This window comes from Bradyrhizobium sp. SZCCHNR3119 (assembly GCF_032487775.1).
GTDB lineage: Bacteria > Pseudomonadota > Alphaproteobacteria > Rhizobiales > Xanthobacteraceae > Bradyrhizobium.
The window spans coordinates 3,464,698-3,480,100 of the sequence record NZ_JAUEUV010000001.1; the positions used below are offsets into that span (position 1 = coordinate 3,464,698).

Genomic DNA, 15,403 nt, shown 5'->3' on the forward strand with positions numbered 1-15,403 from the left:
TGAATAGTTGTTCAGTTCTTCCTGACGCATAACGGGGCTTGCCTCCAAAAACAGTGAATTCCTATTCGTCGCGGCTCGGCCGGGACGGTGGGTGGGATGAGAGACGCGCCATGGTCTATCGGCGAACCCATCAGGTGGTGAAGCGGCTGGCCGCGCGGCGCAGCGCGATCCTGGCTGCTGCACGCGAGGCCGCCGCCGAAGGCGGCATGGCGGCGGTGCAGATCGCGCCGGTCGCGGTGAAAGCCAACGTCGCCGCCGGAACGGTGTACCGCTACTTTCCTTCCAAGGCAGATCTGATCTCCGAATTGATCGCCGAGGTGTCCCGCGACGAGCTTGCGGCGATCCGGCGCGCCGCCGATGCGGCGCCGGGACCATCCTCGGCGCTGGCAGCCGCCATCTCGACGGTGGCGGTTCATGTCCTATCGCAGCGCAAGCTCGCCTGGGGCATTCTCGCCGAGCCGGTCGATGTCGATGTCACGGCGTCCCGCATCGCAAGCCGGCTTGAGATCGCGAGCGAGATCGGCACCCGGATCGAAGCTGCGGTTCGCGCCGGCCACCTGCCGGCGCAAGACACTCAGCTGGCTGCGACCGCGCTGCTGGGCGCGCTGCACGAGGCGCTGGTCGGGCCGCTGGCCCCGGAGAATCTCGACGATCCCATCAAGCTGCGCGATACGGTGCAGGCGGTCACGCTGCTGGCGCTGCGCGCGGTCGGCGTGATGGATGCCCGCGCCCGCGGCCTGGTGGTGCAGGCCGTGCTGCCGGTGAAGACCCTGGTCGGCGCCTGAGCGCGACCACGCGCCTCAATCCGGCTTAAGCAAGGATTCACGCGCGAAGGTCATGTTGCGGGAGGCTTCCAGGATGCGCCCGCGAACGGCGGCCGCATCGCTCACGCGGGCGCTTCTGCCGGGATGTTCATCTCACGCAAACAAGTAGTTATGCCGCTGGTGATCGCCGCCGCAAGCGCGGCCGGCGCGATCTACGCCTATTTCGCCGGCGAAGATATCAATTGGGACTGGCAGAACTATCACGACTATGCCGGCTTCGCGTTGCTGCACGGCCGCTTCGATGTCGACGTCATGCCGGGCGGCTTCCAGAGCTTTCTCAATCCGCTGGTCCATGTGCTGCCTTATCTGCTGCGCCACGGCCTCGCCGCGCCGTGGTGGGGCGTTGCACTCGGCGCGCTGCACGGGCTCAATCTTGCGCTGGTGTGTTGGGTCACGCGGGTGATGCTGGAGAAGGATGCACGCGTGCCGGCGCTGCTCGCCGCCGTGCTGATCGCCGCATGCGGGCCGATGACCTTGTCGGAGGTCGGCACCAGCTTCGCCGATATCCTCACGGCCATGCCGATCCTTGCCGGCGTCGCGCTGATCTTTGCGGACAGCGAACAGGACGGCCGGCGTATTTTGCTGGCCGGGCTACTGATCGGCGCGGCGACCGGATTGAAGCTGACCAATGCGACCTTCCTGATCGGCGCCGGCGTTTGCTTGTTGCTTGCGCCGCGCCCGCTTGTCGCGATGCTCCATTTCGGCGCGGGCAGTGCTGTGGGGGGACTTGCGACCGGTGGCGCCTGGGCGCTCAAGATGTGGCGCGACTTCGGCAGCCCGCTGTTTCCGTTCTACAACGCGATCTTCCGCTCGCCGGAGGCACCGCCGGTCTCGATCATCGACACGCGCTTCATGCCACATGGTCTGATCGAAGCTCTCGCCTATCCCTTCGATTGGCTGGTCGGACGGCATCCCTCCTCGGAGTGGCCGTTTCGCGATCCGCGCTTCGCCGTCGTTGTTGTACTGCTGCTTGCGACGATCGCCGTCGGCGCATGGCGCCGGCGTGAGCTCTTGCAAGCGCGCGACAGACAGTTCCTGCTGTTATTCTGGGTGAGCTACGCGCTGTGGATGCTGGCCTTCTCGATCCAGCGCTATCTGATTCCGCTCGAGCTGCTGTCAGCGCCGCTGATCGTGCTGCTGCTCACGCGGCTCGCGGCGGCAGGGCGGCCGTCGCTCTCGTTCGAACAGGGCGCGGCTTTGCGCGCATGTCATCTCCTCACCATGACGGCCGTGCTTGCGGTCGCGCTGTGGTCGCAGCCGACCGATTGGATGCGGCGGCCATGGTCGGATCCATATCGCCCGCAGCTTGCGGCCGCATTGCAGAAGCCGGCGACCTTTCTGCTCCTGCACAAGCCGCTGGGCTATATCGTGTCCCAGCTTCCTGCCGGTTCGCGCGCCTATCAGCTCTCCGAGATTGTGCTGCCCTTGGTGCCCGGCGGCGTGCTGGAACGCCGCGTCCGCGCCGGGCTGGCCGAGCCGCTGCCCGGCGGGATCTGGGCGCTGTATTTCGCGACGAGCCCGGCGGACAATCCGCCCCGGCTCGCGGCGCTGGATGCCTATGGTCTTGAGCGTGACCCCGGGAGGGCTTGCGAGCGGATCGCTGCCGTGGACGGCAGCGACATCGAGGCGTGTCCGGTGATCTCGCGTGCGTCGTCGGCATCGGCGGCCGAACTCGATCGAACCGGCCGCGATTCGAATTAGAGCATGATCCGGAAAAGTGGAAACCGGTTTTCAGAAAAGATCATGCTCAATAAGAGAGACTAGATCATGATGCGATTCCTTCTAATCGCATCATGATCATCTAGGCTGCGTACTCATAAATTAACCGCGTGAATCGATGTCCGCTTGTCTCCAAGAGCGGCGCGAAAGCGGACGTTGTCGGACTTCCGAGAAGGGCCAGAAGCCGACATTGGCCGCCGATGCATCTCAACCTGATCGGCAAGTCGTTGCGGGTTCAAATGCTGCCTTGCGCGACCGGACCTTGAGTTCTACCGCTTTCCGGGCAGTCTCCCACGGCACCGCGAACGTGCCTGTCATCCGATCATTCGTAAATTTGCCGTCGAACTGAATATCGCGCGTTTTGCCTCCGTCCCATTCAATTGAAACTGAAAAAGATAATTTGCCGGATCCTCGATCGTAGTCAGTGACTTTAGCGGCGACAGGCTGCTTCAGTGCGCCTTCAGACCAACTCAGCCTGATCACCGGGAAAGGCTTACCGTCCGAGACGATGACAACATAGCCGCCGATGTCGCCGCTTTCCTGTTCCACGCAACTGTCAGTGTAATAGACGGTCTTGTCTGCAGATGCGGGCGAACAAGTCGCTTCGATAATAACCCCTGCCGCAGCTGCAAACCAGCACACGCCGCGCTTGAACTTTTTGGTCAGCACAGTTGATCTCCTTGACTGTCGAGCTACCACCCGGACCGGGCTTCTGTCAGCGGGCCATAGCGATGTGGATGTGTCGAAATGACGGTCTGGGTCAAAAGCGGCCGGTCAATCCCACGACCGCTTACTTCCGGTCGAGGCCAGGAAGCCGACGTCGCGGATGCAGACCGGAAGGTCCGGGACGGGCCAAATGCGGCCTTCCGGCAGTCCGACAGCTTAGCACTGGTTGAACCCCGAAAGCGGATATCCCGATGCCGGCCGGATGGTCCGAGAGGCCTCGAGTCGCTACGCAGCTGCAACCCCTTCGATCTCGATCAGAAGCCCTTCTGCGAACAGCCGTGAAACTTCGATCAATGTGATCGCCGGTGCAACAGCGGGCTCAACGCTTGTCAGAAAGCGATCCCTAGCTCGCCGGTATTCGACCAATTTGCTCATGTCGCGGATGAACACAGTAAGCTTGATGAGATTTGCAGCCGAGCAGCCGACTGAGGCGAGAGCAATTGACACGTTCTTGAAGGCTTGGTCCGCCTGAGCTTCGAGATTAGCGCCGCCGACGACTTCGCCATGTGCATCGAGAGCAGCCTGACCTGAAAGGAAGATCAGACGGCTGCCACGGACATCAACGACATGAGAGTATCCAGGCGGCTTCTCCAACTCGGGCGGATTAAAATATCGTATCTCTGACATACCGACCTCCGATTGTCGGCACTTTAGCTCGGCATCTGAGGTCTGCAACGGGTCACGACCGGCGGTCGCAACTCCCGAGACGCGCGTCCGGTCTGACCTCGACAGCAGACCTGCACAGTATTGCCTGCTTGTTCGCCTTGGGGCCAGAAGGCGACATCCCGATCGGGAACGTTCGGTTGTCGAATTGTGCTAGACTGCGGCCGGCGCGGGGGCAGGCAGGCATTTTGATGGGCACATTCTATACGGACAAGCAGATCCAGGAAGCGATCGCGGCGTTGGAGAGTAACTCTCCTGGTATCTGGGAGAGGATGAAGAAGATGACCGCCTTGCCACCAGGGCCTCTCACCGAGGAAGAGGAGCTTGAACAAGGAGCCATTGTGCGCGTGCTCACCATTGTCCTGCCTCAGGTGTCGTTTGTCGTGCAAGCCGAAGACAAGAATGAAGCAAGAGCCCGTCTGAGCATTGATCTGGGCAACGCTGTTCGTGCCGCAGTCGTCGGCGATCGGGATGCTGTCTAGATCACAACCGCCGCAGCGGGTCACATCCGGAAGAACTCAGGTTGAACAAATCGAGTCCGCTTCAACCAAAAGAGCGAACTTCTGGCGGACATATCGGGTCGGCCGCTTAGGGCCAATTTCGGAAGTGATTGGGACTCGCGTCGTCGAACAACAGTTATGCGAAGCATCGAATATACTCTACTTAACCAAATCCTCGTGCCGGTCATGCTGTGACCGTCTTTCCTGTGGACCTAATCGTGATTGAGCTAGTCATCTTCGACTCGGATGGTGTGTTAGTCGACAGCGAGATCATTGCGCTGACTGTCTTAGCCCGAGCGGCATCCGAGGAGGGCGCTCCAATTGACGTGGAGGAGGCGATCCGGGCTTTCCGGGGGCTAAAAATGGCGGACTGTGTGCGAGAAATTGAGCGCCGCTTAGGTCGCGACGTTCCGGAAACGTTTGTGGCGGATGTCAGACAAGCAACGGCATTGGCGTTCGATGCCGAACTGAAGCCTGTCGAAGGAATCCATGCAGCTTTAGCCGAAATCTCTGTTCCTGTTTGTGTAGCGTCAAACGGGCCGATGTCGAAGCTCACGCACACGCTCGGATTGACCAAGCTTCTGGAGCGCTTCGAGGGACGTATATTTAGCGCGTATGAGGTGGGTTCGTGGAAGCCAGACCCTGGCCTGTTCCTGCACGCGGCGCAAACGTTGGGCGTTCACCCTTCACGCTGCATCGTCGTCGAGGACTCATTATCCGGAGTTTACGCAGCTCGGGCCGCGGGGATGCGGGTCCTGGGTTTTACCGACGGCGATCCCGGAGTTGACCAGGAATTGCGAGCGATCTGCGAAGATCTCTTTCATCGGATGAGCGACCTTCCAGATTTGCTGCAACGAGCGCATTGAATGATCGTGACCTTAACCGGTTTCCGAGTCGGGTCATGAACGACAATACTCAAGGTAAGCATAATAGGTCCGCTTTCGGGTGCACAGCGACCAGTTGAGCCTGACAGCCGAGCCATGATTCGAGCCACCAGACGGAAGGGGCCGATCATGCGCTACGAACTCACAGACAATGAGTGGTTCGCTATTGAGCCGATGCTGCCGAATAAGCCGCGCGGTGTGCCACGACGGGCGGGCGTGTGGGCCAAGCTCATGAGCGCACTGGCCGGTGCTCATGATGCTGCGGTGCAGATGATCGACACGTCTATTGTTCGCGTGCATCAACATGGGGCCTGTATCACAAGGAACCCGCGCCAATCGATGGGAAGGTCACGCGGCGGCTTGACGAGCAAAATCCACGCGGTGGTCGATGGCAATGGTCTGCCGCCTGTACGGCTGGCGTTGAGCCCCGGCGAGGCGCACGACGTTCGACTGGCCGGAAAACTGCTGTCCCGTCTTAAATTCGGATCGAGGCTGCTTGCCGACCGAGGCTATGACGCCGACTGGATCAGGGAGCTTGCCATGAAGAAGGGCGCATGGGCCAACATCCCGCCGAAAAGCAATCGCAGCGATCCGATCTGCTTCAGCCCGTACCTCTACCGCGCTCGCAATCAGGTCGAACGGTTCTTCAACAGGATCAAGCAATGCCGTCGGGTAGCGACGCGCTACGACAGGCTCGCCGCCAACTACCTTGCATTTGTTCAACTCGCGTCAATCCGGTTGTGGCTGCGCCTTAGTGAGTCCGCGTCCTAGCTGCGCTCACATGTAAGCGTCGCCGGACGGACCGACATAGGCGATGCGCACCATGTTGGTGGTGCCGGGTGTCCCGAGCGGCACGCCCGCGACGATCAGCACGCGCTGGCCGGCGCGGACGAAGCCGTCGCGAAAGGCGATCGAGCCGGCGCGGTCGACCATGTCGTCCTGATCGCGCGCATCCTCGGCAACCACGCAATGCACGCCCCAGACCACCGACAATTTGCGGCCCGTGGCGAGATTGGGCGTGATCGCGACGATCGGCGGCTTCGGCCGCTCGCGCGCGACGCGGATCGCGGTCGAGCCAGACGAGGTCCAGCAGATGATGGTCGGCAGGTCCAGCGTCTCGGCGATCTGCCGCGCGGCATCGGCAATGGCATCGCCGGCGGTCGACTCCGGCTCCGGCCGTTGCGCGGTGATCACCGAGCGATAGACGAGATCGCGCTCCACTTCCTCGCCGATCCGGTTCATGGTCGAGACCGCTTCGACCGGATATTTGCCGGCCGCCGATTCGGCCGAGAGCATGATGGCGTCGGCGCCCTCATAGACCGCGGTGGCGACGTCGGAGACTTCGGCGCGGGTAGGCACCGGCGACTGGATCATCGATTCCAGCATCTGCGTCGCGATCACCACGGGTTTGCCGGCGCGTCGCGCCAGCCGCGTCATCTGCTTCTGCAGGCCCGGCACCCGCTCCAGCGGCAGCTCGACGCCGAGGTCGCCGCGCGCCACCATCAACGCGTCCGAGGCCTCGACGATGTCGGTGAGGCGGTCGATCGCCTGCGGCTTCTCGATCTTGGACATCACGGCGGCGCGGCCGCGGATGATCTTCTTGGCTTCGAGCACGTCGTCGGCGCGCTGCACGAAGGAGAGCGCGATCCAGTCGACGCCGGTGTTGAGCGCGGCATCGAGATCGGCGCGGTCCTTCGGCGTCATCGCCGAGACCGGCAGATCGGTGTCGGGCAGGCTGACGCCCTTGCGGTCGGACATGCGGCCGCCGACCACGACGCGTGTGACGGCGAAAGTCGGCGAGGTCTCCTCGGCCACCAGACGCACCTTGCCGTCGTCCAGCAGCAGCACGTGGCCCGGTCGCAGCGCAGCGAGGATTTCCGGATGCGGAAGGTAGACGCGATTCGAATCGCCCGGCGTCTTGTCCGAATCCAGCATGAAACTCTGGCCGTTCTGCAACTGCGTCCCGCCATCGGCAAAGGTGCCGAGCCTGAGTTTCGGTCCCTGGAGGTCGACCAGGATGCCGATCGGCCGGCCATAGCTCGATTCGACGTTACGGATCGTGGCCACCAGCTCCCGCATCTTGTCATGAGAGGTGTGGCTCATGTTGATGCGGAAGATGTCGGCGCCGGCCTCGAACAGCTTGCGGATCATCCCGCTGTCCGAGGATGCCGGGCCCAGGGTCGCCAGGATCTTGATCCGGCGCAGCCGCCTCATGGCTTCGGCGCTGCGGCAGGCGGCGCAGCTGCGGGCGGAGCGCCTTGCGGCGGGGCCGGCAGCCCCGGCACATTGCCGCTCGGCCCCAGCGTTCCGGGGATACCCGGCACCCGCTGTTGCGCCGGCTGCTCATTGGCTTCGGTGAGCTGCACGGTCCAGGCGCGCTGGTCACCGGTGTCGACCTCGAAAAAGCCGGTGCGGTCGAAGCCCCGCGCCAGACAGTTCTCGGTGCCCTTGATGGTGAATTCCTTGTCGCGTGAGCACATGAAGGCTTGGCCCGACCATTCGCCGCCGCGGTCATAGTCCAGCGCGTAAATATAGTAATAGCGCGCGACCAGGGTTCCCTTCAGCAGGGTTTCGCAGCTGCGCGAGGACACGTTCCACCAGCCTTCGGTGGTCCAGCCTTCAGCATCTTTGTAACCGAGCGCAACGCCGACGCGGCTCGAGGTGTTGTTGCACAGGCGGAAATCGGCCGCCGCCGGGCTGGTCCAGAGGCAGAGCATTGCCAAACCGAGCACCGACAGCAGTCCGACACCCGGCCGACAGATCGGAAAACGGAGGAGGGCGGAGATTTCGGGGATCATTGCGCGACGCTATATCAAACGTTGGATGGTGTCGCGTGACTTGGCTGCGGCTCTCAACATTGAGGGCGATGGCGATGCAACGCTGCAACCGAGCCCCCAAGCTCTTCGCTGCAACGCGATTTGGCCAAACCGGCGACGAGGCCAGACTATATACCAGAAATCTGGCATAACGCGACACAGGGAACGGAACACGAAAGAGGCGACGATGGATACAACCACCCGGACCGAGCTTGAGGCGGCTGCTTTCCGCAGGCTGGTCGAACACCTGCGGAGCCGGACCGACGTTCAGAATATCGAATTGATGAATCTGGCCGGCTTCTGTCGCAATTGCCTGTCGAACTGGCTGAAGGACGCTGCGGATGCGCAGGGCGTCCCGATGACCAAGGATGAGAGTCGCGAGGCGATCTACGGCATGCCTTACGACGAATGGAAGACGAAGTACCAGCGCGAGGCGACGGCTGAGCAGCTCGAGGCGATGAAAAAGGTGCATCCGGGTCACTGAATCGTGCTGGCGAATCATGCCCGGTCAATTCGGATGAATCCCCCTGAGCCGTCTGCCCAACGATAGGTTGGATGCTTCCTTTCGCGTTACTTTCGCGGGATAGGACGGGAGAAAGCCTGCGCCACAGTCGCGAATCGGGCCGATCCAGGAGACGCAAGAAAAACGCAAGCGGCGCGGCCGCATTTTGTGGGCTGCGGGCGTGTGGCCGCAACAAGATGTGGGCGCGCTGTGGATGAGGGCGATGTTGCCTTGACGCAGGGCACGCCAAATTTGAGGGTCTTCCTGAAAGAACGCGCGCCTTGCAACGATTGGCGCCCTCATCGAGCCACACCAGTTCCACTCAGGAGTATCAGATGGCCACCGCCGCCGCTGCGAAGGATGACGACTCGCCTGCAACCCGCTTTGCCGTAGACCAACTGAAGTCGATCATCGAGCGCATCGAGCGCCTGGAGGAGGAGAAGAAGGCGATCTCCGAAGACATCAAGGACGTCTATGCCGAGAGCAAGGGCAACGGTTTCGACGTCAAGGCCCTGCGCACGATCATCCGCCTGCGCAAGCAGGACCCCAACGAGCGCCAGGAAGAAGAGAGCATTCTCGAGACCTACATGCAGGCGCTGGGAATGATCTGAGCTGACATCGAATGCTTCGTTGAATGCTTCGTTCCGATGCTTCCCGTCCGCGACGGGGAGCGTCGTTTTATTGGCGTACGGCGACTGCGGTGTCTTCGCCCGGGGCGACGCTCGCTAGCCCCGGGGCAGTGCCGTCAGCGCAATGCTGCGGAGCGCAAGACGAAGGCCTTCGTCTCGAGCTTCACCGTCGCCGAGCCCGAGAACTGGACGTAGCTCAGGCCCTGCGCAGGATCCTCCGAGAAGCTCATCGCAAGCACCATCTGCGGCTTGACGAAATAGTTGCGCATGAGCGTGAGGTCGGGGTCGCCCAGTGTGGTGACCGACATCGAGCTCGACACGCTCGGGGCCAGCAACATCGCCCGCATCCAGATCGTGTCGGTGCTCTTGGCGGCGGAAATCCGCGTCTCGGTCGTGATCACACCGTCATGCCCTTGCGGGTCCTTGGCGGCCCGCGTGGTGGTCTCGGCCGCAGGTGCCGCATTGCGTGCCGGCGAGCGGGTGTTGCGGACCGGGATCGGTGCCGATGCTGCGACGATCCGGGAGCGGTCGACCGGGGAGGAAGCGGGAGGCGCGAACGCCATCGCGTTCATCAGACTGGCGGTCGGCTGCGGGTCGGCCGCGTGGCGCGCCGCAATCGCTGCGACCTGCTCCGGGGTCGCCTGTTTCGGATTGGCGGGATCGTCCCCCCAGAAGCCGCGCGCATTGATGATGTCGGACATGGTCTGCGGTGCAGCCTGGTCGCCGGCGGCCTGCGCCCCGCCGCTAGCCGATGACGCCGGCTGCGGCTTGCCGGCCTGAACCAGCTGCGAATCGGCGGAAGCAAGTTGCAACGTGTTCACGAGCTTGCCGCGAGCCAATTTGGCCTCCGTGGCTTTGCCGTTTGCCGTCTTGCTGTCGCCGGCCTTCGGGTCCGTTGTTTTGGCCGGAGCCATCGCTGCGACCTGCACCGGCTTGGCATCGGCTTCCGAGGCGCTCTCCTCCTCATCCTCGGCAGGACGGCCACGGAACAACCGCGCAAACAGGCTCGGCTTGCTCGAACCTGCATCATCGCCATTGCCGCGCTTCTCGATATCGGCCCGCGCGAGCTCATAGCCCTTCAGCGGCGCGCCATCGGACGGAATATGAACGGTGCGGCCGTCGGGGAAGACTCTGACCAGCTGGTCATGGGTCATTCGTGGCCAGTGGCGGATATTGCCGGTGTCGAGATGAACGAAGGGCGAGCCGGACGTGGGATAGAAGCCGACGCCGCCGCGCTGCAGCCGGAGGCCGGCATAGCGAATCTGTTCGAGGGGCACGCCGGGGATGAAGAAATCCATCGCATGCCCCAGCATGTGCTGGCTGTAGCGGGCCACGCCCGTATGCGCCGAGCGCCGGCGCAGCATCGCATTGGTGGCCGGCGAGCGGTAGGACGAGATGATCTGGATCGGCTGCTTGCCGTCGACGTCGCGATAGACTTCCCACAGGATGTCGAACAGATGGCGATTCATCACCGTCTCGTCCTGGGTGCGCCAGTCGCGCAGGTAATGATTGAGCTTCTTCAGCGCCTCTTCGTCATAGCGGCCCTCGCGCTTGAAGGTGACCGTGAGGTCTTCGCCGGAATGGGTGTGGTGAAAGGAAAGCGTGCGGGTCTCGTTCAGTGCCGTCGCGTCATGGACCGACCCGGCAGCGCCGAACAGCAGCACCGAGACCAAGCCGATCTGACATCCAGCCTTGCGGCCCGTCCTGGGCAGCGAATGCCATTGGCGCGCGAAAATAGACAGCAAGATGCAGCCCACCCGTCGACGAGCGTTTACTCAAATACCCTCTTGCGGCCCGTCCGGCGGAAGAGAGAGCAAACGCGTATTTAAGGCGGGATGGTTAAGGGAGATTGACCGGCCCGCCCCCCAGATTAGGCTTAACATAAGCGCTTGAGTGTGGCGAAAAAGTGCCAGTGATTCTTGGTGGGTTGGAATGGTTACCAAAAGAACAACCCCGCTCACGGGCCACGGGCCGGGAGCGAGGTTGGCGAATCAGCCGGACAAGCTGGAACAGTCGGCCCGCCAGCTCAGCGGGTGAAGATCCGGCGCTGCTGTGACTGGCCGCGACGCCCCACCGGAGCCGGTGGCGTCGGGTTGCCGAAGCCGCCGCCGAACAGGCGCTCGAAGAAGTTTGGCCCCGACGAGAAATCATTGCCGCTGGCGACACTGACTGAACTCGGCAGCGGTCCGGTTGGGCGCGAATAGCTCGGCTGCGCGTGGGCGACCACGTTTTCGAGGTCCTTGCCGCGGTTGTTCTTCAGCATCCCGATCATGGTGGCGTCGCGGCCGTAGATGTCCTTGCGGACTTGCAGCTTGCCGGCATCGTCGACGAAGGCGGTCTGATAGGTGATGTTGACCGGAATCGGGGTCGGGAATTTCAGATCGACCTCGCTCGAGCCGTACATGCTGCGGATCTTCTCCGGCGTGTAGTGCTCGTTCGGCTGCGTGATGTTGAGCAGCACCGAGGCATATTGATCCGGATACTGCACGCGCATGCAGCCATGGCTGTAGGCGCGCTCGTCCTTGGCGAACAGGTATTTGTCCGGCGTGTCGTGCTGATAGACCAGGAACTTGTTCGGGAAGTTGAAGCGGACGCGGCCGAGCGCATTGCCGTCGCCCGGCGGCTGCGAGATGTGCACCGAACCGTCGCGGTTTCGCTCCAGCCTCAGACCCATGCGCGCGAGCACGTCCGGATCCTGCTGCAGCGCCGGCAGGTATTCGCCATAGACGATCGAGGGCGGCACGTTCCAGGTCGGATTGACCGTGATGTATTTCATGGTCTCGGTCAGCAGCGGCGTGGCGTGAATGCCCGGCTTGCCGACGACGACCCGCGTGGTCCAGACCTGCGCGCCGTGCTGCATGACCTTGAGCGTGTAGTCGGGAATGTTGAGGATCACATAGGCGTCGCCGATCCCGGGGGCGCCGAGATCGCGCGGCAGCCAGCGCCAGCGCTCCATGTTGACGACGATGGTGTCGATCTGCCGGTCGCGCTTCGGCGTGTTGAGCGCTTTGACCGTGCGATCATCGAGAATGCCGGTCGGCTTGAGGTCGACGCCTGCCTGGAATTTGCGGACGGCGGCGGCGAGCTTGGCATCGTAATTGGTGTCGTCCGCGTTCTCGGTGAGCCCGAGCCTGGCGCGCAGCTGCGGCACGCGCGGATCGGACATCTGGGCCTCGGCCTCCGGCGCGTTCTTGCCGCGCGCCGGCGTATATTTCAGCGCCGGGCCGTCATCGATCTTGATCGTGCCGGCACCCGTATCGCCGCGCAATTCGGCGAGCTTGGCCTTCAGCTCCTTGTAGAGCTTCTGCGGCGGATTGTAGCTGTCGAGCGCGGCGGAGGCATCCTTCGCGCCGATGACATTGGCGAGCACCTCGTTCGGATCGACCGGGTGCTCGGGATATTGGATGTCGCCGGAGACCTGGGACCAGTGCAGGCGGCCGCTCTGCGCCTGCCGCGCATAGTCCAGCATGCTGGCGGTCAGCTTCAGGTCGGCTTCGGCGAGCGCATCGGGCGAACTCGTTGCCGCGGCGAAATCCGGCACCGGATAGTCTTCGGGATTGAGCCCGTCGGAAGCGGCATCCTGCAGCCGTGCGATGACGCCCTTGGCCGACGCCGTCAGGCTGCCAGCTTGTGTCCAGATCGGGGCGTAGTCGCGGGTCGTATAGAACTTCTCGACGGCCGCACGCTCGGCCTTGCGATCGAAATAGCGGAGGCCCTTGGTGGTCATCAGGTCGCGCAGGCGATCGGCGACCGGCTGGTCGGCGGCCGGCACATTGCTTGCGGCCTTGACCGGATCCTTTGCGGGCTCGGCGGTGGGCGCAGTGGCCGTGGCCGGAGCGGATGGCGCGGCGGCCGGTGCCGTCGCGGCCTTGTCCGGCTCGGTCGACGGCGCAGCCGCGCTGCTCGCCGGCTTGATCACGGGAGCAGGCGGCGCGGTCGCGGTGTCCTGCGGTGCTGCAGGCGCTTTGGCCGCATCCGGCGAAACCGTGGCGGTGGTGTCGAGCTTGAAGTCGCTTGCGGTCGGTGGCGGCACATTGGCGGGCTCCGGCCGCGGGATCGCTGCTTCGATTGCGAGTTCGGCGGCGCTGCTGCGCGCATCGCTTTGCGCCAGCGCCGATGTTGCCGATACCGCGAGGAAGCTTGCCGCGACGGCCATCAGCACGCGGTCATATCCACCACGGTTCTTCGAACAGTCTCGCATCGTCGCTTCCCTTGGATGTTCTGCTCCGGCAGGGAGCAGCGTCGGTTTTCGTCGGTCGGCTCAAGCGCCAGTTTCTGAGAGCGGCACGCCTGCACGCAACGAATTACGTCAAACGGTAACCAAGCCCCGCTTACGCGGCCAGCGCCATGCGGAGCAACTCACGACAAACTGACTCTCCGGAAAAAACCCGATCAGCTCTATCGTGCGTTTGTGCCACGCGTTTTTTCCTGTGTCTGTCACCGCAAGGCAACGGTTCAGATGTTCCATGGTTGCGCAGCCTTGCGGCGTTTTTCAGTCGATCAAGAGGGCATGTCGCTCTAATTCGATGCAGGGGGGCGATTTGCCTCATTCGACCGGAGGGTGGCTCGCACTGGTGTCCGCCTCGGCATCGTCGCCATTGATGTCATCGAGTTTGCGATAGAGCGTGGAGCGGCCGATCTTCAGCCGTCGCGCCACTTCGGACATCTGGCCGCGATAATGCGTGATCGCAAACCGGATGATCTCATTTTCGAGCTCTTCCAACGGGCGGACCTCGCCCTCCGGCGTGAGCATGGCCAAAGCGCCGTGAAGGGGCAGGGGAGCGATTGGTATTTCATTACCTGGAACGACTGCAGGTGCCGCCTGGAGGGGACGCTCGATGACGAGCGGCGGCGCCGGCTGCACCGGCGGTGCATGGGTGGGAATCAGCGGGAAATCGGCGAGATCGAGCTGGTCGCCCTCGCTCATCACGACGGCGCGATAGACCGCGTTCTCGAGCTGGCGGATGTTGCCGGGCCAATCGAGCTGGGTGAGATAGCCGACCGCCTCGCCGCTGATGCCGGTCAGCACACGATTTTCCTCGGCGGCGAAGCGCGCGAGGAAATGCCGCAACAGGTGCGGAATGTCTTCGCGGCGCGTGCGCAGCGGCGGGATCGTCAGCGGCAGCACGTGCAGGCGGTAGAACAAGTCCTCGCGAAAATGGCCTTCTTTCACCTGGTCGAGCAGCTTGCGGTTGGTCGCGGAGATGATGCGCACATCGACCTTCACCGGCCTGCGGCCGCCGACCGCCTCCACGGCGCCTTCCTGCAGCGCGCGCAACAGCTTCACCTGCGCGGTGAGCGGCAGCTCGGACACCTCGTCGAGGAACAGGGTGCCGCCATGGGCCTCGACGAACTTGCCCATGTGGCGTTCGGTCGCGCCGGTGAATGCGCCCTTCTCGTGGCCGAACAGGATCGATTCCACCAGATTGTCCGGGATTGCGCCGCAATTGACCGCGACGAACGGTTTGCTCTTGCGCTCGCTGCTGCCGTGAATGGCGCGGGCGAACAGCTCCTTGCCGACGCCGGATTCACCTTCGATCAGGACCGGGATCGCGGATGCCGCAGCCTTGTCGGCGATGCGCAGGATCGGCGTCATCGCCTCGCTGCGGCTGATGATGTCGGCGAAGGTCAGTCGCCCCTCGCGGCTGTGGCGGATGCGTTGCAATTCGCCCTTCAGCGCCGAAGTGTTGAGCGCGTTGCGAAGTGAGACCTGCAGCCGCTCCAGGCCGACCGGCTTGACCACGAAATCGTGCGCGCCGGCGCGCATGGCCGAGACGACGTTATCGATGCCGCCATGGGCGGTCTGCACGATCACGGGGATGGACAGACCGGCTTCGCGCATCTTCGCGAGCACGCCCATGCCGTCGAGACCGGGCATCACGAGGTCGAGCAGGAGAGCGTCGATGGCGGCCGCATCAGGGCCGGTCAGCTTGTCGATGACCGCGTCGCCGGTGTCGACGACAATCGCTTCATAGCCGCATTTCTGTACCATGTTCTCCACCAGCCGACGCTGGACGGGATCGTCGTCGGCGATCAAAATGCTGGCAGCCATGGCTTTCCTCGCACGCTACAACTATCTGTCTCGAATCGGGGCACTCTCGCCGACACCGATTAACGCAACCTTAATCGTTGCGGTTCGC

14 protein-coding genes are annotated in these 15,403 nt (G+C 63.3%); 7 read left to right on the plus strand and 7 right to left on the minus strand.

Annotated elements, in window-relative coordinates; all coding sequences use genetic code 11:
• Window positions 1-110 precede the first annotated feature (110 nt).
• A complete protein-coding gene (locus QX034_RS16115) occupies window positions 111-785 on the plus strand; it encodes a TetR/AcrR family transcriptional regulator (RefSeq protein WP_315701579.1) in 675 nt (224 codons plus the stop codon).
• Window positions 786-935: 150 nt separating this feature from the next.
• Window positions 936-2,525 (plus strand): glycosyltransferase family 87 protein, encoded by a 1,590-nt coding sequence (locus QX034_RS16120; protein ID WP_316184574.1) that lies wholly within the window; start codon window positions 936-938, stop codon window positions 2,523-2,525.
• A 225-nt stretch (window positions 2,526-2,750) separates the two neighbouring features.
• On the opposite strand, the gene QX034_RS16125 is transcribed toward QX034_RS16120, so the two are convergent.
• Together QX034_RS16125 and QX034_RS16130 are read right to left on the minus strand one after the other, a co-directional pair.
• Window positions 2,751-3,212 (minus strand): hypothetical protein, encoded by a 462-nt coding sequence (locus tag QX034_RS16125; protein ID WP_315806197.1) that lies wholly within the window; start codon window positions 3,210-3,212, stop codon window positions 2,751-2,753.
• A gap of 282 nt (window positions 3,213-3,494) precedes the next feature.
• A complete protein-coding gene (locus tag QX034_RS16130; protein ID WP_315806198.1) occupies window positions 3,495-3,896 on the minus strand; it encodes a RidA family protein in 402 nt (133 codons plus the stop codon).
• Between the two features lie 227 nt (window positions 3,897-4,123).
• Between QX034_RS16130 and QX034_RS16135 the strand changes: the two genes are divergently transcribed.
• The 3 genes from QX034_RS16135 (at window position 4,124) to QX034_RS16145 (ending at window position 6,087) form a co-directional block, all read left to right on the plus strand.
• On the plus strand, window positions 4,124-4,414 hold the full coding sequence (locus QX034_RS16135; RefSeq protein WP_315707298.1) for a hypothetical protein: 291 nt from the start codon (window positions 4,124-4,126) through the stop codon (window positions 4,412-4,414).
• Window positions 4,415-4,650: 236 nt separating this feature from the next.
• Window positions 4,651-5,298 (plus strand): HAD family hydrolase, encoded by a 648-nt coding sequence (locus QX034_RS16140; protein WP_315806199.1) that lies wholly within the window; start codon window positions 4,651-4,653, stop codon window positions 5,296-5,298.
• A gap of 147 nt (window positions 5,299-5,445) precedes the next feature.
• Complete coding sequence (locus tag QX034_RS16145) at window positions 5,446-6,087, plus strand: IS5 family transposase (protein ID WP_315806200.1); 642 nt, start codon at window positions 5,446-5,448, stop codon at window positions 6,085-6,087.
• 6 nt (window positions 6,088-6,093) lie between these two features.
• Here QX034_RS16145 and pyk read toward each other — a convergent pair whose 3' ends face one another.
• A complete protein-coding gene (gene pyk / locus QX034_RS16150) occupies window positions 6,094-7,530 on the minus strand; it encodes a pyruvate kinase (RefSeq protein WP_315806201.1) in 1,437 nt (478 codons plus the stop codon).
• Entirely contained in the window at window positions 7,527-8,114 is a 588-nt protein-coding gene (locus tag QX034_RS16155; protein ID WP_315701571.1) for a DUF1036 domain-containing protein, read from the minus strand. Before QX034_RS16155 ends, pyk begins: the two co-directional genes overlap by 4 nt.
• Before the next feature lie 205 nt (window positions 8,115-8,319).
• Between QX034_RS16155 and QX034_RS16160 the strand changes: the two genes are divergently transcribed.
• Together QX034_RS16160 and QX034_RS16165 are read left to right on the plus strand one after the other, a co-directional pair.
• Window positions 8,320-8,616: a DUF1244 domain-containing protein gene (locus tag QX034_RS16160; protein ID WP_315701570.1), complete on the plus strand. Its 297-nt coding sequence runs from the start codon at window positions 8,320-8,322 to the stop codon at window positions 8,614-8,616.
• A 353-nt stretch (window positions 8,617-8,969) separates the two neighbouring features.
• Window positions 8,970-9,245 (plus strand): DUF2312 domain-containing protein, encoded by a 276-nt coding sequence (locus tag QX034_RS16165; RefSeq protein ID WP_315701568.1) that lies wholly within the window; start codon window positions 8,970-8,972, stop codon window positions 9,243-9,245.
• Window positions 9,246-9,379: 134 nt separating this feature from the next.
• Here the strand turns inward: QX034_RS16165 and QX034_RS16170 are convergent, their stop codons facing one another.
• The 3 genes from QX034_RS16170 to QX034_RS16180 all read right to left on the minus strand — a co-directional run bounded on the left by QX034_RS16170 (window position 9,380) and on the right by QX034_RS16180 (window position 15,315).
• The gene (locus QX034_RS16170) at window positions 9,380-11,008 is read right to left on the minus strand and encodes a DUF882 domain-containing protein (RefSeq protein ID WP_316175071.1); all 1,629 of its coding nucleotides are present in this window, start codon (window positions 11,006-11,008) and stop codon (window positions 9,380-9,382) included.
• 281 nt (window positions 11,009-11,289) lie between these two features.
• Window positions 11,290-13,464, minus strand: a complete 2,175-nt coding sequence (locus QX034_RS16175; RefSeq protein WP_315701565.1) for a murein L,D-transpeptidase — start codon at window positions 13,462-13,464, stop codon at window positions 11,290-11,292.
• 345 nt (window positions 13,465-13,809) lie between these two features.
• Entirely contained in the window at window positions 13,810-15,315 is a 1,506-nt protein-coding gene (locus QX034_RS16180; protein WP_315701564.1) for a sigma-54 dependent transcriptional regulator, read from the minus strand.
• Window positions 15,316-15,403: the final 88 nt, after the last annotated feature.